Here is a 17,394-nt window from a genome sequence, read left to right on the forward strand (position 1 = left end):
GCGAACGAAGCCGCGGCGTCAGGCCGCGGCGCCGCGGCGCCGGATGAGGTGCACCAGCAGCAGCGAGATCGCCGCCGGCGTCATGCCGGGGATACGCTGCGCCTGGCCGACGGTCTCCGGGCGCACGCGCTCCAGCTTCTGCTGCACCTCGATCGACAGGCCGCGCACGTTCGCGTAGTCGAAATCGCCCGGGATCGGCGTGTGTTCATGGCGGCGCTGGCGCGCGATCTCCTCGCGCTGGCGGTCGAGGTAACCGGCGTACTTCGCCTCGATCTCCACCTGTTCGGCCACGTCGACGGCATCCACGCCCGGGCCCAGCAGCGGCACCGTCATCAGCGTCGCGTAGTCCATCTCCGGCCGGCGCAGCAGATCCAGCGCCGGCGTTTCGCGGCTGAGGTCGATGCCCAGCGTCGCCACGGCCTCGCGGCCCAGCGCGTTGTTCGGCGCCGCCCACACGCCGCGCAGGCGTTCGGTCTCGGCGGCCACGGCGTCGCGCTTGCGCGAGAAGCGCTCCCAGCGCACGTCGTCGACCAGGCCGAGCGTCCGGCCGGTCTCGGTGAGCCGCAGGTCGGCGTTGTCTTCGCGCAGCTGCAGCCGGTATTCGGCGCGGCTGGTGAACATGCGGTAGGGCTCGCGCGTGCCGTGGGTGATGAGGTCGTCGATGAGCACGCCGACGTAGGCTTCGTCGCGGCGCGGCGACCATGCGTCCTTCGACTGCGCATGGCGCGCGGCGTTGACGCCGGCGACCAGCCCCTGCGCGGCGGCTTCCTCGTAGCCGGTGGTGCCGTTGATCTGGCCGGCGAAGAACAGGCCGTCGACCAGCTTGGTCTCCAGCGAGGTCTTCAGCCCGCGCGGGTCGAAGAAGTCGTATTCGATCGCGTAGCCGGCGCGGGTGATGTGCGCCTGCTCGAAGCCGCGGATGCTGCGGACCAGTTCGAGCTGCACGTCGAACGGCAGCGAGGTCGAGATCCCGTTCGGATAGATCTCGAACACGTCGAGTCCCTCCGGCTCGACGAAGATCTGGTGGCTCGCCTTCTCGGCGAAGCGCACCACCTTGTCCTCGATCGACGGGCAGTAGCGCGGGCCGATGCCCTCGATCTGCCCGCTGTACAGCGGCGAGCGGTGCAGCGCGTTGCGGATGATCTCGTGGGTGCGCTCGGAGGTGTGGGTGATCCAGCACGACACCTGCGGCGGATGGTCGGCGGTGCTGCCGAGGAACGAGAACACCGGGCGCGGATCGTCGCCGGGCTGCTCCTCCATCGCCGCGTAGTCGAGGCTGCGGCCGTCGATGCGCGGCGGCGTGCCGGTCTTCAGGCGGTCGATCGCGAACGGGCGCTCGCGCAGGCGCGCGGCGAGCGTGGCCGCCGGCGGGTCGCCCATGCGCCCGGCGGCGTACTGGGTCTCGCCGATGTGGATCTTGCCGGCGAGGAACGTGCCGGCGGTCAGCACCACGGCCGACGCGCGGAAACGCAGGCCGGTGTTGGTGATCACGCCACGGACCGCATCGCCTTCGAGGATCAGGTCATCCACCGCCGACTGGAACACGGTCAGGTTGGGCTGCGTCTCCACCGCGCGGCGGATGAAGCGCCGGTACAGCGCGCGGTCGGCCTGGCAGCGCGTCGCGCGAACGGCCGGACCCTTCGATGCATTCAACCGTCGCCACTGGATGCCCGCGGCGTCGGCGGCGCGCGCCATGATCCCGCCGAGCGCGTCGATCTCCTTCACCAGATGGCCCTTGCCGATGCCGCCGATCGCCGGGTTGCAGCTCATCGCACCGACGGTCTCGATGTTGTGGGTCAGCAGCAGCGTGCGCGCACCGGCGCGGGCCGCGGCGAGCGCGGCCTCGGTGCCGGCATGGCCGCCGCCGATGACGATGACGTCGTGGGTCAGGAAGTCGTTCACGGGGATGCGTTCACAGGAGTTCGTTCACGGGAGGGCGCCCGTCAGCAGCGGCCGCCTCGGCCGCATCGCGATGCGGCGGTGGAAAGTCTAGCGCCGTCGTCCTTCCGCGCGCCGCGGCCGCGAAAGTTGGCACGCAATCTGCTTCTCCCAAGTGGCACTCAGCGCGGCAAGCGCGAAAGCGCTGGCCGGGGTGGAACAGGGCTGGCCATGCGCGCGCTGAGGGAGCCAGGGGCCGAATGTCGGGGGACGTTCGGCCCCTTTTTTTTGCGCGCGTTCCGACGATGCGGAACCGCCGCGGCGTCGCCATGCGGCGCGGGAAACGGTCGCTGCGGTTTCAGGCACAAAAAACGGCGCAGTGCGCCGTGAGAAGGTGCCGACGCCCGACGGGGAGCGGAACAGGGGGGATCCGGATTTCCCCGCCGGGGTCGGCGATGCCTACCGAGATGCGTCGTAATTCGACGTAACCGGTCATTGCTGGTTAGCTTGCGACCAATCCCTCGTGTTGGCAAGCGCTATCACGGCGTCGGATTGAGACCGGGTTCTCGTTCCCGGCGTTCCATGCGTCCTGCCGGCTGCGGCGCGGGCCGCGGCATCTCGACGCGCTCCATGCGTCGCGGGAACGCGGGCGCGGATTCCTGCATAGGCGGACGTCGCGGACGTTCCTGCGGCATCGGCACGCCACCGGGCTGGCCCGGCGACGGACCCGCGCCCGGCACCGGCCGGATGCGCGGCTGCGCTCCCTGCAACGGCGCACCGGGTTGGCCCGGCTGTCCCGGCTCCGACACCCGCCAGCGAGGGCGCGGCGTCGGCTTGGACATCGGGGTGGGTGCCTGTCCGGTGCCGTTCTGCGCGATGTCGCCGGGACGCGGCGTACCGGGCGGATCGAGGATCACGCCCGGCGGGAGCGTGCCGGGCGGCAACGGGCCCGGCGGATGCGGACGATGCGGACGGTGGTCGCCGTCGTGGTCGCGGTGGTGCCAGTAGATCGGCGGATAGAAGCCACCGTAGTAGCCGAACGGCCCGCCGTAATAGCCGTAAGGCCCGCCCCAGTACGGGAAGCCGTAGTGCGAGTACGGCAGTGCGCCGTAACCGAAGCCGTAACCGAACCGCCCGTACCAGCCGCCGTCGTAGCCGAGGCCGACGTACGGCATGCCGTAGACGTCGCGGTATTCGACCTCCGGCTCGGCGTAGTAGTAGTCGCCGCCGTTGGCGCCGTCGCGATAAGTGTAGGAACTGACGCAACCGGTCAGAATCAGTGCGGAGAACGTCGCAAGCAGACCAAGACGAGACATCGCTTACCCCTGTGGCGCGTGGGCGAAGTGCGGGCTGCCCGATGCAGGCAGCATCCTCCGCACGGTTTGAACCCGTCCTTAAAGGTACCCGGCCCGGCGGAGCACCGCGACCTGCCTGATACGATGTCGCGATGAACGCCGCCGTCCCCACGACGTCCGCCGACGTGTCCACCGTCCCCGCCCTGCCCGGTTTCGCCGATGTCCTCGCGGCGGCCGCGCGGATCGCGCCGCACGCGCATCGCACGCCGGTGCTGCGCTCGCACTCGCTGGACGCGATCGCCGGCTGCGACCTGCACTTCAAATGCGAGAACTTCCAGCGCGTCGGCGCCTTCAAGTTCCGCGGCGCCTGCAACGCGGTGCTGGCGCTTTCCGACGCCGCCGCGGCACGCGGCATCGTCACCCAGAGTTCCGGCAACCACGGCGCGGCCGTGGCGCTGGCCAGCCGCCTGCGCGGCGTGCCGGCCACCGTGGTCGTGCCCGAAGGCGCGCCGGCGGTGAAGCTGGCCGGCATCGCCGGGTTCGGCGCGCGCATCCTCCGCTGCGCGCCGAACATGGCCGCGCGCGAGGCCGCGGCGGCGCAGGCACTGGCCGACACCGGCGGCCATCTGGTGCATCCGTTCGACGACGCCGACGTGATCGCCGGCCAGGGCACCGCCGCCCTCGAGCTGCTGCATGAAGCCGGCGACCTCGACGCGCTGCTGACGCCCGTCGGCGGCGGCGGCCTGCTCTCGGGGTGCGCGCTGGTCGCGAAGACGGTGCGGCCGGAGATTGCCGTGTTCGGTGCCGAACCCGCGGGCGCCGACGATGGCGCCGCGTCGCTGCGCGAAGGCCGCTGCATCACCGACCGCACCGCGCGCACCGTCTGCGACGGCCTGCGCGGGCACCTCGCGCCGCGCACGCTGGCGCTGCTGCAGCGCCATGTCGACGGCATCCTCGTCGTCGACGATGCCGACACGCTCGCCGCGATGCGGCTGCTGTGGGAGCGGCTGAAGATCGTGGTGGAACCGTCATCGGCGATCGCCTTCGCCGCGGTGCTCAAGCATCCGGAGCGCTTCGCCGGCCGCCGCGTCGGCCTCGTGCTCACCGGCGGCAACGTCGATCTCGACACCCTGCCGTGGCAGGCGACGGCGTGAGCCGGAGCGCACCGCCGCCGCTGATCCAGCGCGCCTCCGGTCGTCGCCGGCGTCGCGGCGGCCTCTGGCGCTGGCTGCGCCGTCTGCTGTTGCTGGCGCTGCTGTGGCTGTGCGGCGTTGCGCTGTACATCCTGCACGTCGGCGGCCGCGACGACGCCGCGCGCGACGACGTGCGCGCCGACGCGATCATCGTGCTCGGCGCCGCCGCCTACGACGCACGGCCGTCGCCGGTGTTCGAGGAACGCCTGCGTCACGGCATCGCGCTCTACAAGCGCGGACTCGCGCCGACGCTGATCTTCACCGGCGGCTTCGGCGGCACCGGCGCACGCTTCGCCGAATCGCAGGTCGGGCGTCGTTACGCGCTGCGCCAGGGCGTGCCCGACCGCGCGATCCTGATCGAGACCGCGTCGCACAACACCCGCGAGAACCTGCGCCAGGCCGCCGCGCTGATGGCACCGCGCAAACTCACGCACGCGATCGTGGTCAGCGATCCGCTGCACCTCTCTCGCGCGCTGCGGCTGTGCGAGGACATCGGCATCTCATGCCTGGGCTCGCCCACGCCGACCACGCGCTACCGCAGCTTCGCCACGCGCTGGCGATTCCTGCTCAACGAAGTGTATTTCTTCCACCGCGACGCGGCCGAACGCCTGCTCGCCCGCATCGACGCCTCCCGGAGCCCCGCGCCATGATCATCGACGGCACCCGCGCGCACGATCGCGCCACCACCCTCGTCCTCGACTACTACGCCGCCTTCAACCGCGGCGACCGCGACGCGATGCTGGCGCTGCTGACCGACGACGTCGCCCACGATCTCAACCAGGGCCCGCGCGAGACCGGCCGCGACGCGTTCGTCGCATTCATGGCGCGCATGGACCGCTGCTACCGCGAACAGCTGCGCGACATCGTGGTGATGGCCTCGCCCGACGGGACGCGCGCCGCCGCAGAGTACGTCGTCCACGGCGAATATCTCGTCGACGACGAGGGCCTGCCGCCGGCGAACGGCCAGACCTACGTGCTGCCCGGCGGCGCCTTCTTCGACCTGCGTGACGGCAAGATCGCGCGGGTGACGAACTACTACAACCTGCAGGACTGGATCGCGCAGGTCGGCGGCTGATCCACCGACCGCATCGGCTCAAAGGAAGGAAAGCGCCGCGCAGCGTACACGCGGCGACGCGAACAGACCGAGCCACAGCGCGAGCAGCGTCAGCGCGCCCGTGATCACGCGCACGAAGATCGGCAGATCGTCGAACTGCATCACGATCATCACCGCGGCGGCGAGCAGCCACAGCAGCGTCGCAATGGCCACGACCACGGGTTTCGGCGTGGGGTCGCTCATGCGCGCAGCACCTGCACCCACAACCCGAGCACGCACAGGAAGTTCAGCATGAAGACGAGCCCGCGCAGGCGGACGTTCGTCGTCAGGATCTGCACCATCGAATGCAGGATGCGGCCGGCGATGAAACCCCACGCCAGCGCGATCGACACGCCGTCGACCGGGCCGCGGAGTAGCAGCAGGCAAGCGACGTGGAAGAACAGCGGCCACTCGAACTGGTTGGAGAGGTTCGCGCTGATCCGCGGTTCCCACCGCGCCCACGGATTGCTGCCGTCGGTGCGCCGGCCGATGCCCCAGATCGCCGGCGCACGCGCGACGGTGAGCAGCGCGTAGAGGCACGCCGCCAGCGCGACGTGCGCGGCCATCGGCAGGAGCAGGGGCTGCGTCATCTCATGCTCCGCGAGTCCGGAACGGCGTCAGCCCGGGCCCGGCGGCGCGGCCGGACCGTCTGTCTTGCCCTTGCCGCGACCCAGCAGTTCCAGCGCGCCCTTGCCGATCCAGTACAGGCCGAGGCCGTCGAAGATCACGTTGAAGACGCTGAAGTCGCCGAAGAAGATCGATTGGTGACGGAACAGACCGATCGCGATGATCAGCGCTCCCCAGAACAGATTGCCCATGCGGTTCTCCGAAGTCGGCGCCGGTGTGCGCCGACGGCGACAGCCTAGCGGAATCGGCGATGTCGCGTCGAAACCGTCTCAGTCGCCGCGCCGCCGCACCGGGATCGCGCCGGCGGGGAAGCGGGCGACGTCCTCGCCGCCTTCGCGGATCGGCACGCCGTGGTCGGGCGCCCAGGCGATGGCGGTGATGACCTCCCACGTCGCGGGCAGACGATCATGCGTGCGGAAAGCGTCGTAGGCCGCGGCCGCGGCGGCGAAACGCGTCTTGCCGGTGAGCGTGTGGCGGCGCGCGTCGAGCGCGTTGGTCGCGCCGATCGCGCGCAGTTCGCGCATCAGTGCGGGCAGGTCGTCGTAAGTGGTGACCAGTTCGTCGCGGTCGAGCACGGGATTGCGGAAACCCGCACCGATCAGCGCGTCGCCGAACTGCGCGATCGACGCGAACGGGCTGACGTGCGGCGCCGCCGCATCGGCCGTCGCGAATGCGCTGCGCAACTCGAACAGCGTGTCGGGACCGAACGTCGACACGACGAGCATGCCGCCGGGTTTCAGCACGCGGCGGAAGCCGGCGAACACCGCGGGCAGGTCCTCGACCCATTGCAGGCAGAGGTTCGAGAACAGCAGGTCGACCGAATGATCGGCCAGCGGCAGCGCGCGCGCGTCGGCGCAGAGGCGCGCGGGGATGGCCGCGGCACCCGGCAGCAGGCGCGCGAGCGTGCGCGCGAGACCGCCGCCGGTGTCGGCCTGCGATTGCAGCATCGACAGCGACAGGTCGAGCGCGAGCACGCGCGCCTTCGGCCAGCGCCGCTGCATCGCGCGCGCGCCGCTGCCCGGCCCACAGCCGAGATCGACGACGACCGCCGGTGACTGCGCGTCGGCGGCGCGACCTTCGGCGTAGTAGTCCAGCGCTTCGAACAACCGTGCCTCGATCTCGTGCTGCAGCTTCGCGGCATCGGTATAGCTCGACGAAGCACGCGAGAACGCGCGGCGGACCTGGCGGGCATCGAACAACGGGGACATCGGCTCAACCTTCCATGAAACGCAGCCGCGGCCTGCGCACGCCGGCCAGCACGGCGCGCACCGCGGCGCTGGCGACATGATCCTCGATGCACAGGCGCACCGGCTCGCCGGAGCAGGCCGCGCGCAGTCGTGCGAACAGGGAGCGACGTGCACCGTGCAGTACGTACGCGAGGAACGCCGACCAGAATTCGACTGCCAGCCCGGGCTCGGTGTGCGCGATGCGCACGAGGTCGGTCACGATCGCATCCGGCGGCAACGGCGGCGCGCCGGCACGCTGCACATCGTCGCCGACGGCCAGCAACAGCTGCTGCCCGGCGCGGGAACGCCAGGCGATCACGTTGGCGACCGGCAGCGCCGCGATGCCGTCGCCGGCCTGCCACTGGGTGACGCGGGCGTCGATGGTCAGCATGCCGTGCGCTCCACCGCCTCATCGCCGAGGAACGCACGTAACGCGGCGTCGACCTCGTCGACATGGGTCAGGAACGGCGCATGGCCCGCGTGTTCGACCTGCACGAAACGCGCCGTCGCGTGGCCGGCGACGTCGATCGCCGTGGCCGCGTCGCGCAGCGCGCGCGGGTCGACGAGGCGGTCGCGACGGCCGGCGACCCACAGGCTCGGCACGTGCAGCGTGTCCAGCAGCGGGCGCTGGTCGACCGTTTCCAGCAGGTGCAGGCCGTCGACCAGCACCCGCGCCGCGGGCTCGCCGCGGGCGAAGAGTTCGCTCCGCAGCGCGCGCAGTTCGTCCTTCGCGTGATCGGAGCCGAAGGCTTCCAGCGCGACGAAGCGATCGAGCGTGGCGCGGTAGTCGTCGGCGAGACCACGCGCGAAGTCGCGGAAGATCTCCGCCGACACGCCGAAGCGCCAGCCGTCGCCGCGCACGAAGCGCGGGCTGGCGCACAGCATGACCAGTGTCGGCACGCGCGCGGGATCGCGCGCCGCGGCGTGCAGCGCGAACATGCCGCCCAGCGACCAGCCCAGCCACGGCGCGACCGGCACGCGCGCGGACAACGCGTCGAACACGGCGTCGAAATCGAGCGGCGTGGCGTCGTCGCGGCTCAGGCCGTGACCGGGCAGGTCGACCAGATGCAGCGTGTGGCGCGCGCGCAGGCGTTCGACCAGCGGCGCGAACACGCCGCCGTGCATCGCCCAGCCGTGGATCAGCACCAGCGGCGGACCTTCGCCGCAGGTGGCGATGTGCAGCGCGTCGCTCATGCCGGTGCGGCACCCGTGCGCAAGGCCGTGATCTTCGCCGCGACCGCGGCCCACTGCGCGTCGATGTCGCTGCGGAACCAGTGCGCGATGCCGCGGCGACGGCGACCGCCGCGGGCGCGGATGCGCTCGACCAGCCAGGCTTCGTCGAACGCGTCCCACACGCCGGCGGGCGCCATGAGGTTGGTGAACAGCACCGGATGCACGTCGTGCATCAGCATCGCGTGGAGCTCGTCGAGATCGAACGGCGACGCGGCGAGCGTGGCCGCGATCGCGTCGTGGAAATGCTCGACCTCGGTGTCGAGATACAGCTCGGACAGCGCGATCCAGACCGGGATGCACGCCGCGTCGTCGTCCGCCCTGTGCGCCACGACCACCGCCCGGCTCACGCCACCGCGGCCCCGGAATGGCCGAAGCCCATCTCGACGGCATCACGCGCCCAGCACAGCGCTTCGATCAGCGCGTCGACCTCGGCCTGCGTGTGCAACGACGACAGGGTGATGCGCAGCCGCGAGCGGCCGTCGGGCACGGTCGGCGGGCGGATCGACGGCACCCAGTAGCCCTGGGCTTCGAGCGCGGTCGACAGCGCCAGCGCGCGCTTCTCGTCACCGCACATCACCGGCTGGATCGGGGTGTTCGACGCCACCAGCGGCAGGTCGCGGAACAGCGCCTGCTGGCGGAAATGCGCGACCAGGCTTTGCAGCTTCTCGCGGCGCCAGTGGTCGCGGCGGGCCAGCTTCACCGCAGCCAGCGACGACGCGGCCTGCGCCGGCGGCAGCGCAGTGGTGTAGAGGTACGGGCGCGCGGTTTCGGCGAGGTGGCCGATGATGTCGTCGCTACCCAGCACGACCGCGCCGTAGCCGCCCAGCGCCTTGCCGAGCGTGGCCAGTTGCAGGGTCGAGGCGATCTCGAGACCGGCCTCGGCCACGCAGCCGCGGCCTTCGGGGCCGACGACACCCACGCCGTGCGCGTCGTCGACGTACAGCAGCGCGTGCTGCACCTTCGCCACCAGCGACAGCTCGCGCAGCGGGGCAACGTCGCCGTCCATGCTGAACACGCCGTCGGTGACCAGCATCGCCGCGCCATCGGGCACGGTACGCAGCTGGCGCAGCGCGCCTTCGGCATCGACGTGCGGATAGCGGCGCAGCTTGCAGCCGGCGAGGCGCGCGCCGTCGATCAGGCTGGCGTGGTTGAGCCGATCCTGGACGCAGACGTCTTCCTCCGACAGGAGCGCCTGCATCACGCCGAGGTTGGCGAGGTAGCCGCTGCCGAACAGCAGCGCACGCGGCGCGCCCAGCCAGTCGGCGAGCTCCTTCTCCAGCGCGTCGTGGTGCGCGTGGTGGCCGCAGACCAGGTGCGAGGCGCCGGCGCCGACGCCGTCGCGCGCGGCGCTGGATTGCAGTGCATCGACCACGCCGAACTGCTGCGCGAGGCCGAGGTAGTCGTTGCCGGCGAAGTTGACCAGCCAGCGGCCGTCGACCTCGCAGCGCACGCCGTCGCGGCGGGTGACCGTGCGCCGCTGGCGCTCGCGTCCCTGCATCGTGCGTTGCACGCGGGCGGCGAGGATGCGTTCGGTGAGGCGCGGGCGGGTCATGGCGGGACGCTCGGTCAGGCGGCGCGGATGCAGGGTGGACCGTCGGGCGGCGGCGAACCGGCGTCGACGATGTCCGCATGGAAGGTGTTCGGGGCTTCGACCAGCGGCATCGGCTTCAGGCCGAGGCGCGCGAACAGCGCGAGGTCGCGCTCGGTGTCCGGGTTGCCGGTGGTCAGCAGCTTCTCGCCGTAGAAGATGGAGTTGGCGCCGGCGAGGAAGCACAGCGCCTGCAGCTCGTCGCTCATGGTCTCGCGGCCGGCAGACAGCCGCACCATCGACTTCGGCATCAGCAGGCGGGCGACCGCGATCGTGCGGACGAACTCGAAGGCGTCCAGCTCGGCGGTGCCGTGCAGCGGGGTGCCGGCGACCTGCACCAGCCGGTTGATCGGCACCGAGTCCGGGTGCGCCGGCAGGTTGGCCAGCGTCTGCAGCAGGCCCGCCCTTTGGGAACGTGTTTCGCCCATGCCGACGATGCCGCCGCAGCAGGTCTTCATGCCGACGTCGCGGACGCGCGCCAGCGTGTCGAGACGGTCCTGGTACTCGCGGGTGCGGATGACCTCGTCGTAGAACTCCGGCGCGGTGTCCAGGTTGTGGTTGTAGTAGTCCAGGCCGGCGTCCTTGAGCGCCGCCGCCTGGGTGTCGCTGAGCATGCCGAGGGTGGCGCAGGTCTCCAGCCCCAGCGCCTTCACCTCGCGGATCATCTCGGCGACCTTCGGGATGTCACGGTCCTTCGGCGAGCGCCACGCGGCGCCCATGCAGAAGCGCGAGGCGCCGGCGGCGCGGGCCTGGCGGGCCTTCTCGACCACCGCGTCGGTGTCCATCAGCTTCGTGGCGTCGACGCCGGTGTGGTAGCGCTGCGCCTGCGGGCAGTAGCCGCAGTCCTCGGGGCAGCCGCCGGTCTTCACCGACAGCAGCGTGCTGACCTGGACTTCGCTGGGATCGAAATGCTGGCGGTGGAGGTCGCCGGCCTTCTGCAGCAGCACCGGGAACGGCAGGTCGAACAGCGCTTCCACCTCGGCTCGGGTCCAGTCGTGGCGCGGGACGGCGGAAACACTGACAACAGGCATCGGAAATCCCTGACGGATGCGGCGAAGGAGAACGGGCAGTCTGGAAAGCATGCCCAGCCCTGTCAACCGCCCTGTTTTCCGCCTCGTCCCTGCCGGTGCCCCGGCCCGGGTCGTCGGTCTGGCCGCCGCCCTCGCCCGCCGGTGGTGGCCAGCGCACTGCCTAGTGTGCCGGGAGGCCGTCGAAACGGCCGGCATCGACCTCTGCGCCGCCTGCCGCCGGGCACTGCCCTGGCAGCGCCACGCCTGCCCGCGCTGCGCGCTGCCGCTGGGCGCCCCGGCGCCCGCCTGCGGGACCTGCCTGCGTCGGCCACCGCCGGTGACGGAGACCCGGGCGGTGTTCCGCTACGAGCCGCCGCTGGACCGGCTGCTGCCGCGCCTCAAGTTCCACGACGATCTCGCCGCCGGCCGGCTCTGCGCCGGGCTGATGGCCGACGTTCTGGCCGGCGCGCTCGCCGGCGCTCCGCGCCCGGACGCGCTGGTCCCGTTGCCATTGCACCGGGTGCGGCTGCGCAGCCGCGGCTTCGACCAGACTCTGGAACTCGCCCGGCCGCTGGCCCGGACCCTCGCCCTGCCCCTGCGCGACGACCTGCTGGTCCGCGCCCGCGCCACCGCCCCGCAGTCGCGGCTGGACGCCGCCGCCCGCCGCCGCAACCTGCGCGGGGCCTTCACGGTCCGCACCGCCGGGCCGCTGCCGGCGCACGTCGCGCTGATCGACGACGTGATGACCACCGGCGCGACCCTCCACGCGGCCGCGGACGCGCTGCTGCGGGCGGGTGTCGCCCGGGTGGATGCGTGGGTGTGTGCGCGGGTGGCGTGAACGATGGCGCGAACGGCGGGGTCAACCGCGACGCATGCGGCGAGCCGCGGGAAGGGGTCGATCGGAGAACACCGCCGTCCTCGACGAACCGGCCGACGGGCAAGGCCGGTCGCGCGCATTCACCACTTGAACAGTTCGAAATACACCGTCGGCGCGTTGCGGTCGTGGTCGATGCGGCCGTCGCCGTTGCGGTCGTACAGGAAGTAGGCCGGACCGTGCTTGGGCTTCACCTGCACCATGCGCAGCTGGCCGGCGACGCGGTATTCGGTGATGGCGTCGCCGTTGTCCATGACGCGCTCGGAGGCGACGGCGTCGGGCGGGATGGCGGCATCGGCCTGCGGCGCGGGCGTGGTGGCACAGCCGCCCAGCGCGAGCAGCAGGACGAAGGGAAGGATGGCGCGCATGGCGGGCTCCGCATCGGGGGAACCTCGATCATACGCCCGCGCGGTGACGCACCGGCGCGACCGCACGCACGGAACCACGGGGGTAGAATCGCCCGATGACACGTCTCGTCCTCATCGATGGTTCTTCCTATCTTTTCCGCGCGTTCCACGCGCTGCCGCCGCTGACCAACGCGCAGGGCGAGCCCACCGGCGCACTGTTCGGCGTGGTCAACATGCTGCGCGGCCACCTGAAGGAAAAGCCCGAACACCTCGCGTTCGTCGTCGACGCTTCCGGTCCGACCTTCCGCGACGATCTCGATCCGCAGTACAAGGCCAATCGTCCGCCGATGCCCGACGAGTTGCGCGCGCAGATCGAGCCGATGCTGGAAATCGTGCAGGCGCTGGGCATCCCGATCCTGCGCGTGCCGGGCGTGGAAGCCGACGACGTGATCGGCACGCTGGCCGTGCAGGGCGCGGCGCAGGGCCTCGCAGTCACCATCTCCACCGGCGACAAGGATTTCGCGCAGCTCGTGCGCCAGTTGGACAACGGCGCGGGCATCGCGCTCGTGAACACGATGACCGGCAGCCGCATGGCCGACGACACGGCGGTGATCGACAAATTCGGCGTGCGCGCCGACCAGGTGATCGACCTGCTGTCGCTGATGGGCGACAGCGTCGACAACATCCCCGGCGTCGAGAAGTGCGGGCCGAAGACCGCGGCCAAGTGGCTGGGCGAGTACGGCACGCTGGAGAACGTCATCGCGAACGCCGACGCCATCAAGGGCAAGATCGGCGAGAACCTGCGCGCCGCGCTGCCGCGGCTGCCGCTGAACCGGCAGCTGGCGACGATCAAGCTCGATGTCGCACTCGACCAAGGCCCCGCGGACCTCGCGCTGCGCGCGCAGCATGTCGAGGACCTGCGCCGGCTCTATGCCCGCTACGGCTTCAACCAGGCGCTGAAGGACCTCGACGGCGGCAACGGCGCCTCCGCGCCCGTGGCGGACGATTCGCGCGGCGGCCTGCGCAGCACGCAGGCGGGCTACGCACGCAGCGCGCCGAGCGACGCGGAAACGCCCGATCCTTCGCTGTCCGCGCCCGGCACCTACGAGACCGTGTCGACGCCGGAACAGCTGGCCACGTGGATCGAACGCCTGACCGCCGCCGCCGAATTCGCCTTCGACACCGAGACCGACGCCCTCGACGCGATGCGCGCGAACCTCGTCGGCCTGAGCTTCTCCACCGAACCCGGCAACGGCGGCTACGTGCCGGTCGGCCACACCTATCCCGGTGCGCCGGCGCAGCTCGACATGCGCGAGACGCTCGACGCGCTGCGCCCGCTGCTGGAAAGCCCGACGCACCGCAAGCTCGGCCAGCACGGCAAGTACGACCTGCACGTGCTGCGTCGCCACGGCGTGGACGTGACCGGCTACCACGACGACACCATGCTGGAGAGCTTCGTCTGGAATGCCAGCGCCAGCCGCCACGACATGGACACGCTGGCGAAGCGCTACCTCGGCTACGACACCATCAAGTTCGAGGACGTCGCCGGCAAGGGTGCGAAGCAGATCGCGTTCTCCGACGTCGCCATCGACGACGCCACCCGCTACGCCGCCGAGGACGCCGACATCACCCTGCGCCTGCATCGCGTGCTGTCGGCGAAGCTGTCGGGCGAGCCGGCGCTGGAGAAGGTCTACCGCGAGATCGAGATGCCGCTGGTGCCGGTGCTCACGCGGATGGAGGCCAACGGCGTGCTGATCGACGCCGACGAACTGCGCCGGCAGAGCGCCGAACTGTCGCGGCGCATGCTCACCGCGCAGAAGCACGCGACCGAACTCGCGGGCCGCACCTTCAACCTCGATTCGCCGAAGCAATTGCAGGCGCTGCTGTTCGACGAGCTGAAGCTGCCGGCGCTGGTGAAGACGCCGACCGGCCAACCGTCGACGAACGAGGAAGCGCTGGAGGCGATCGCCGACCAGCACGAACTGCCGCGCATCATCCTCGAATACCGCGGCCTGGCGAAGCTGCGCAGCACCTACACCGACAAGCTGCCGGAGATGATCAATCCCGACACCGGCCGCGTGCACACCAGCTACCACCAGGCCGGCGCCGCGACCGGACGGCTGTCGTCGAACGACCCGAACCTGCAGAACATCCCGATCCGCACCGACGACGGCCGCCGCATCCGCAAGGCCTTCATCGCGCCACCGGGCCGCAAGCTGGTGGCCTGCGACTATTCGCAGATCGAACTGCGGATCATGGCGCACCTGTCCGAGGACGCCGGCCTGCTGCGCGCGTTCGCCGCCGGCGACGACATCCACCGCGCCACCGCGGCGGAAGTGTTCGGCAAGCCGCTGGCCGAGGTCAGCGGCAACGAGCGCCGCGCCGCGAAGGCGATCAACTTCGGCCTGATGTACGGCATGAGCGCGTTCGGCCTGGCGCGCCAGCTCGGCGTGTCGCGCGGCGAGGCGCAGGACTACATCGCGCTGTACTTCAGCCGCTATCCGGGCGTGCGCGACTTCATGGAGCGCACGCGGAAGGAGGCGCACGAGCGCGGCTACGTCGAGACCGTGTTCGGCCGTCGCCTGTACCTGGACAACATCAATGCCCGCAACCAGGGCCTGCGCGCCGGCGCCGAACGCGCGGCGATCAACGCGCCGATGCAGGGCACCGCGGCCGACATCATCAAGCGCGCGATGATCGCCATCGACGCGTGGATCCTGCCGTACGACGCACGGGCGCGCATGCTGATGCAGGTGCACGACGAACTGGTGTTCGAGTGCGACGCCGGGTTCGTCGACACGCTGATCCCGGAAGTCACCGCGCGCATGGCCGCGGCCGCCGAACTGCGGGTGCCGCTGGTGATCGATTCCGGCGTCGGCGACAACTGGGACGAGGCGCACTGACCGGTTGTGGGCGGATGCGCGCGGCCGGCGTGCATGCGTGGGCGGAATTGAACGTCGTCGAGGTCGCTCGGCGATCTCCGTCACGGATCGATTGCCGCCTTCGACGCGACCGTGCGCACCGTCACGGAGATCAGCCGCGACTGCGGCCATCACCGATCGGAATGCCGCGTTCCACGCGCGGCAACATGTTGCGATGCGTTGCGCCCCGCACGGTGCGAGAGACATCGCCGCACCTCCGGGAAAGGCATGACTTCCGGCATGCCATCCTGTCGGTTCTGACAGGTTTTTCAGGGGTTTTCGGCGAAAAATGAACGGCCGATGCACCCGGAATGAATCCGTCCTGAATTCGTCCGGACACGTATCGGAATCTTTACGAACTCGGGCGCGCAGTCGTGGTCAACTATCTCGCGACGGATGCAACGTCCGTCGCCGCCACCCTCTCCCCTGGGGTGGCCCCCGGAACGTAAGACTCTCCCCAAGTCCCGTTCCCCAGCCCCGCCGGTTCCCCCGCCTGCGGGGCTTTTTATTTGTGTTGGCCAACGCCAGACTGCGCGCGTCGCCGCCCGGGGTTCCGCCGATGTCCAGCGTGTTCGCACTGTCCGCACCGTGGTGGGTGTTCGCGTTCCGCGCCGCGGCGGTCTACCTGATGGTGATGGTGTTGGTGCGCGTCTCCGGCAAGCGCGCGGTCGGCCAGTTCACGCCGTTCGACCTGGTGCTGCTGATCCTCATCGGCAACGCGGTGCAGAACGGGCTCAACGGCGGCGACAACTCGCTGACCGGTGCCGCGGTGCTCGCGGGCTGCCTGATCGCACTGAACTACCTCGCCGCATTCCTGTCGGCGAGGCTGCCATGGGCGAGGCGCCTGATCGAAGGTGATCCCGTGGTGCTCGCTCGCGACGGCCACATCTTCCGCGACGTGCTTCGCCGCGAACTGGTGAGCAAGGCCGATTTCAGCGAGGCCATGCGCGAAGCCGGTTGCAGCGAGCCCGAGCACATCCGTCTCGCGATCCTCGAAACCAACGGCCGCATCAGCATCGCGCTGAAGGACGACGACTGATCCGCGCGATCACCGTGTCGCGCGGAAGCCGGCTTCAGGCGAGTTCGGACAGCCAATCGCGCGGACGCAGGTAGTCGAGCAGGCGCGCTTCGTCGCTGCCCGCCTCCGGCGCGTAGCCGTATTCCCAGCGCACCAGCGGCGGCAGGCTCATCAGGATCGACTCGGTGCGGCCGCCCGATTGCAGGCCGAACAGCGTGCCGCGGTCGAACACGAGGTTGAACTCGACGTAGCGCCCGCGCCGGTAGAGCTGGAACTGGCGCTCGCGCTCGCCGTACGGCATCTCGCGGCGCTGCGCGACGATCGGCAGGTAGGCGTCGAGGAAACCGTCGCCGACCGCACGCTGATAGGCGAAGTCGCGCTCGAAATCCTCGTGCAAGTCGTCGAAGAACAGGCCGCCGACGCCGCGGGTCTCGTCGCGATGCTTCAGGAAGAAGTACTCGTCGCACCAGCGCTTGTGCGCGTCGTAGCGCGCCTGACCGCCGAACGGCTCGCACAGCGCGCGCGCGGTGCGGTGCCAGTGCAGCACGTCCTCGTCGACCGGATAGAACGGCGTGAGGTCGAAGCCGCCGCCGAACCACCAGGCGACGGTCTCGCCGTCCTTGAACGCACGGAAGTGGCGCACGTTGGCGTGCGTGGTCGGGATATGCGGGTTGCGCGGGTGGAACACCAGCGACACCCCGACCGCGCGCCACGAGGCGCCCGCGAGTTCGGGCCGCGCCGCAGTCGCCGACGGCGGCAGTTTCGTGCCGGACACATCGGAGAAGCCGATGCCGGCCTGCTCGAACACCGCCCCGTCGCGCAGCACCCGCGTGCGCCCACCGCCGCCCTCGGCGCGCTGCCACAGGTCTTCCTTGAACGTCGCCGCACCGTCGGCGCCCTCGATCGCGGCGCAGATCATGTCCTGCAACCCGGTCAGGTAGTCGCGGACGCGGAGGAAATCGGGATCGGTGGTGTCGGTCATGGGCGGTCACTCATGGCGGAGCGGTGTCGTAGGGCGGGCCCTGGCCCGCCATTGCGGCGTTTCCGTTCGCACCGCACATGCGGCGGAACGGTGTCGAGCATTGTGCGGC

General features: G+C 70.8%; 19 protein-coding genes. 6 read left to right on the forward strand and 13 right to left on the reverse strand.

Annotation, left to right across the window (positions count from 1 at the left end; translation table 11 throughout):
- Positions 1–18 precede the first annotated feature (18 nt).
- Positions 19–1,902: a tRNA uridine-5-carboxymethylaminomethyl(34) synthesis enzyme MnmG gene (gene mnmG, locus ACT53R_RS12800; RefSeq protein ID WP_476172271.1), complete on the reverse strand. Its 1,884-nt coding sequence runs from the start codon at positions 1,900–1,902 to the stop codon at positions 19–21.
- Between the two features lie 515 nt (positions 1,903–2,417).
- Complete coding sequence (locus ACT53R_RS12805) at positions 2,418–3,194, reverse strand: hypothetical protein (RefSeq protein ID WP_476172272.1); 777 nt, start codon at positions 3,192–3,194, stop codon at positions 2,418–2,420.
- 131 nt (positions 3,195–3,325) lie between these two features.
- On the opposite strand from ACT53R_RS12805, the gene ACT53R_RS12810 reads away from it, so the two are divergent.
- The 3 genes from ACT53R_RS12810 to ACT53R_RS12820 are packed head-to-tail and all read left to right on the forward strand — an operon-like array spanning position 3,326 to position 5,441.
- Positions 3,326–4,327 (forward strand): threonine ammonia-lyase, encoded by a 1,002-nt coding sequence (locus ACT53R_RS12810; RefSeq protein WP_476172273.1) that lies wholly within the window; start codon positions 3,326–3,328, stop codon positions 4,325–4,327.
- 23 nt (positions 4,328–4,350) lie between these two features.
- Positions 4,351–5,016, forward strand: coding sequence for a YdcF family protein (locus ACT53R_RS12815; protein ID WP_476172361.1), 666 nt, complete (start codon positions 4,351–4,353; stop codon positions 5,014–5,016).
- Complete coding sequence (locus ACT53R_RS12820) at positions 5,013–5,441, forward strand: nuclear transport factor 2 family protein (RefSeq protein WP_476172274.1); 429 nt, start codon at positions 5,013–5,015, stop codon at positions 5,439–5,441. The genes ACT53R_RS12815 and ACT53R_RS12820 overlap by 4 nt, the downstream gene beginning before the upstream one ends.
- A gap of 18 nt (positions 5,442–5,459) precedes the next feature.
- On the opposite strand, the gene ACT53R_RS12825 is transcribed toward ACT53R_RS12820, so the two are convergent.
- From ACT53R_RS12825 to bioB, 9 genes are all read right to left on the reverse strand, one after another.
- Positions 5,460–5,663 (reverse strand): hypothetical protein, encoded by a 204-nt coding sequence (locus ACT53R_RS12825; protein ID WP_476172275.1) that lies wholly within the window; start codon positions 5,661–5,663, stop codon positions 5,460–5,462.
- Entirely contained in the window at positions 5,660–6,049 is a 390-nt protein-coding gene (locus tag ACT53R_RS12830) for an MAPEG family protein (protein WP_476172276.1), read from the reverse strand. The genes ACT53R_RS12825 and ACT53R_RS12830 overlap by 4 nt, the downstream gene beginning before the upstream one ends.
- Positions 6,050–6,076: 27 nt before the next feature.
- Complete coding sequence (locus ACT53R_RS12835) at positions 6,077–6,277, reverse strand: hypothetical protein (protein ID WP_476172277.1); 201 nt, start codon at positions 6,275–6,277, stop codon at positions 6,077–6,079.
- Positions 6,278–6,355: 78 nt separating this feature from the next.
- Positions 6,356–7,294 carry a malonyl-ACP O-methyltransferase BioC gene (gene bioC / locus ACT53R_RS12840; protein ID WP_476172278.1) on the reverse strand — a complete coding sequence of 313 codons (939 nt, stop codon included), beginning with the start codon at positions 7,292–7,294 and terminating at the stop codon, positions 6,356–6,358.
- Positions 7,295–7,298: 4 nt separating this feature from the next.
- A complete protein-coding gene (locus ACT53R_RS12845; protein WP_476172279.1) occupies positions 7,299–7,703 on the reverse strand; it encodes a hypothetical protein in 405 nt (134 codons plus the stop codon).
- Positions 7,697–8,494, reverse strand: coding sequence for a pimeloyl-ACP methyl ester esterase BioH (bioH, locus tag ACT53R_RS12850; RefSeq protein ID WP_476172362.1), 798 nt, complete (start codon positions 8,492–8,494; stop codon positions 7,697–7,699). Before bioH ends, ACT53R_RS12845 begins: the two co-directional genes overlap by 7 nt.
- 8 nt (positions 8,495–8,502) lie before the next feature.
- Entirely contained in the window at positions 8,503–8,874 is a 372-nt protein-coding gene (locus tag ACT53R_RS12855) for a DUF7079 family protein (protein WP_476172280.1), read from the reverse strand.
- Positions 8,875–8,888: 14 nt separating this feature from the next.
- Complete coding sequence (gene bioF, locus ACT53R_RS12860; protein WP_476172281.1) at positions 8,889–10,097, reverse strand: 8-amino-7-oxononanoate synthase; 1,209 nt, start codon at positions 10,095–10,097, stop codon at positions 8,889–8,891.
- 14 nt (positions 10,098–10,111) lie between these two features.
- Entirely contained in the window at positions 10,112–11,164 is a 1,053-nt protein-coding gene (bioB, locus tag ACT53R_RS12865; RefSeq protein ID WP_476172282.1) for a biotin synthase BioB, read from the reverse strand.
- Positions 11,165–11,213: 49 nt separating this feature from the next.
- Between bioB and ACT53R_RS12870 the strand changes: the two genes are divergently transcribed.
- The gene (locus tag ACT53R_RS12870; RefSeq protein ID WP_476172283.1) at positions 11,214–11,981 is read left to right on the forward strand and encodes a double zinc ribbon domain-containing protein; all 768 of its coding nucleotides are present in this window, start codon (positions 11,214–11,216) and stop codon (positions 11,979–11,981) included.
- Positions 11,982–12,100: 119 nt separating this feature from the next.
- Here the strand turns inward: ACT53R_RS12870 and ACT53R_RS12875 are convergent, their stop codons facing one another.
- Positions 12,101–12,385 carry a DUF2782 domain-containing protein gene (locus tag ACT53R_RS12875; protein ID WP_476172284.1) on the reverse strand — a complete coding sequence of 95 codons (285 nt, stop codon included), beginning with the start codon at positions 12,383–12,385 and terminating at the stop codon, positions 12,101–12,103.
- A gap of 95 nt (positions 12,386–12,480) precedes the next feature.
- On the opposite strand from ACT53R_RS12875, the gene polA reads away from it, so the two are divergent.
- Both polA and ACT53R_RS12885 read left to right on the forward strand, forming a co-directional pair.
- Positions 12,481–15,267 carry a DNA polymerase I gene (gene polA, locus ACT53R_RS12880; protein ID WP_476172285.1) on the forward strand — a complete coding sequence of 929 codons (2,787 nt, stop codon included), beginning with the start codon at positions 12,481–12,483 and terminating at the stop codon, positions 15,265–15,267.
- 577 nt (positions 15,268–15,844) lie between these two features.
- Positions 15,845–16,324 (forward strand): DUF421 domain-containing protein, encoded by a 480-nt coding sequence (locus tag ACT53R_RS12885; RefSeq protein ID WP_476172286.1) that lies wholly within the window; start codon positions 15,845–15,847, stop codon positions 16,322–16,324.
- Between the two features lie 34 nt (positions 16,325–16,358).
- Here ACT53R_RS12885 and hemF read toward each other — a convergent pair whose 3' ends face one another.
- The gene (gene hemF, locus ACT53R_RS12890; protein ID WP_476172287.1) at positions 16,359–17,285 is read right to left on the reverse strand and encodes an oxygen-dependent coproporphyrinogen oxidase; all 927 of its coding nucleotides are present in this window, start codon (positions 17,283–17,285) and stop codon (positions 16,359–16,361) included.
- Positions 17,286–17,394: the final 109 nt, after the last annotated feature.

The sequence above is a fragment of the Lysobacter sp. DMC104 genome, from assembly GCF_056313665.1.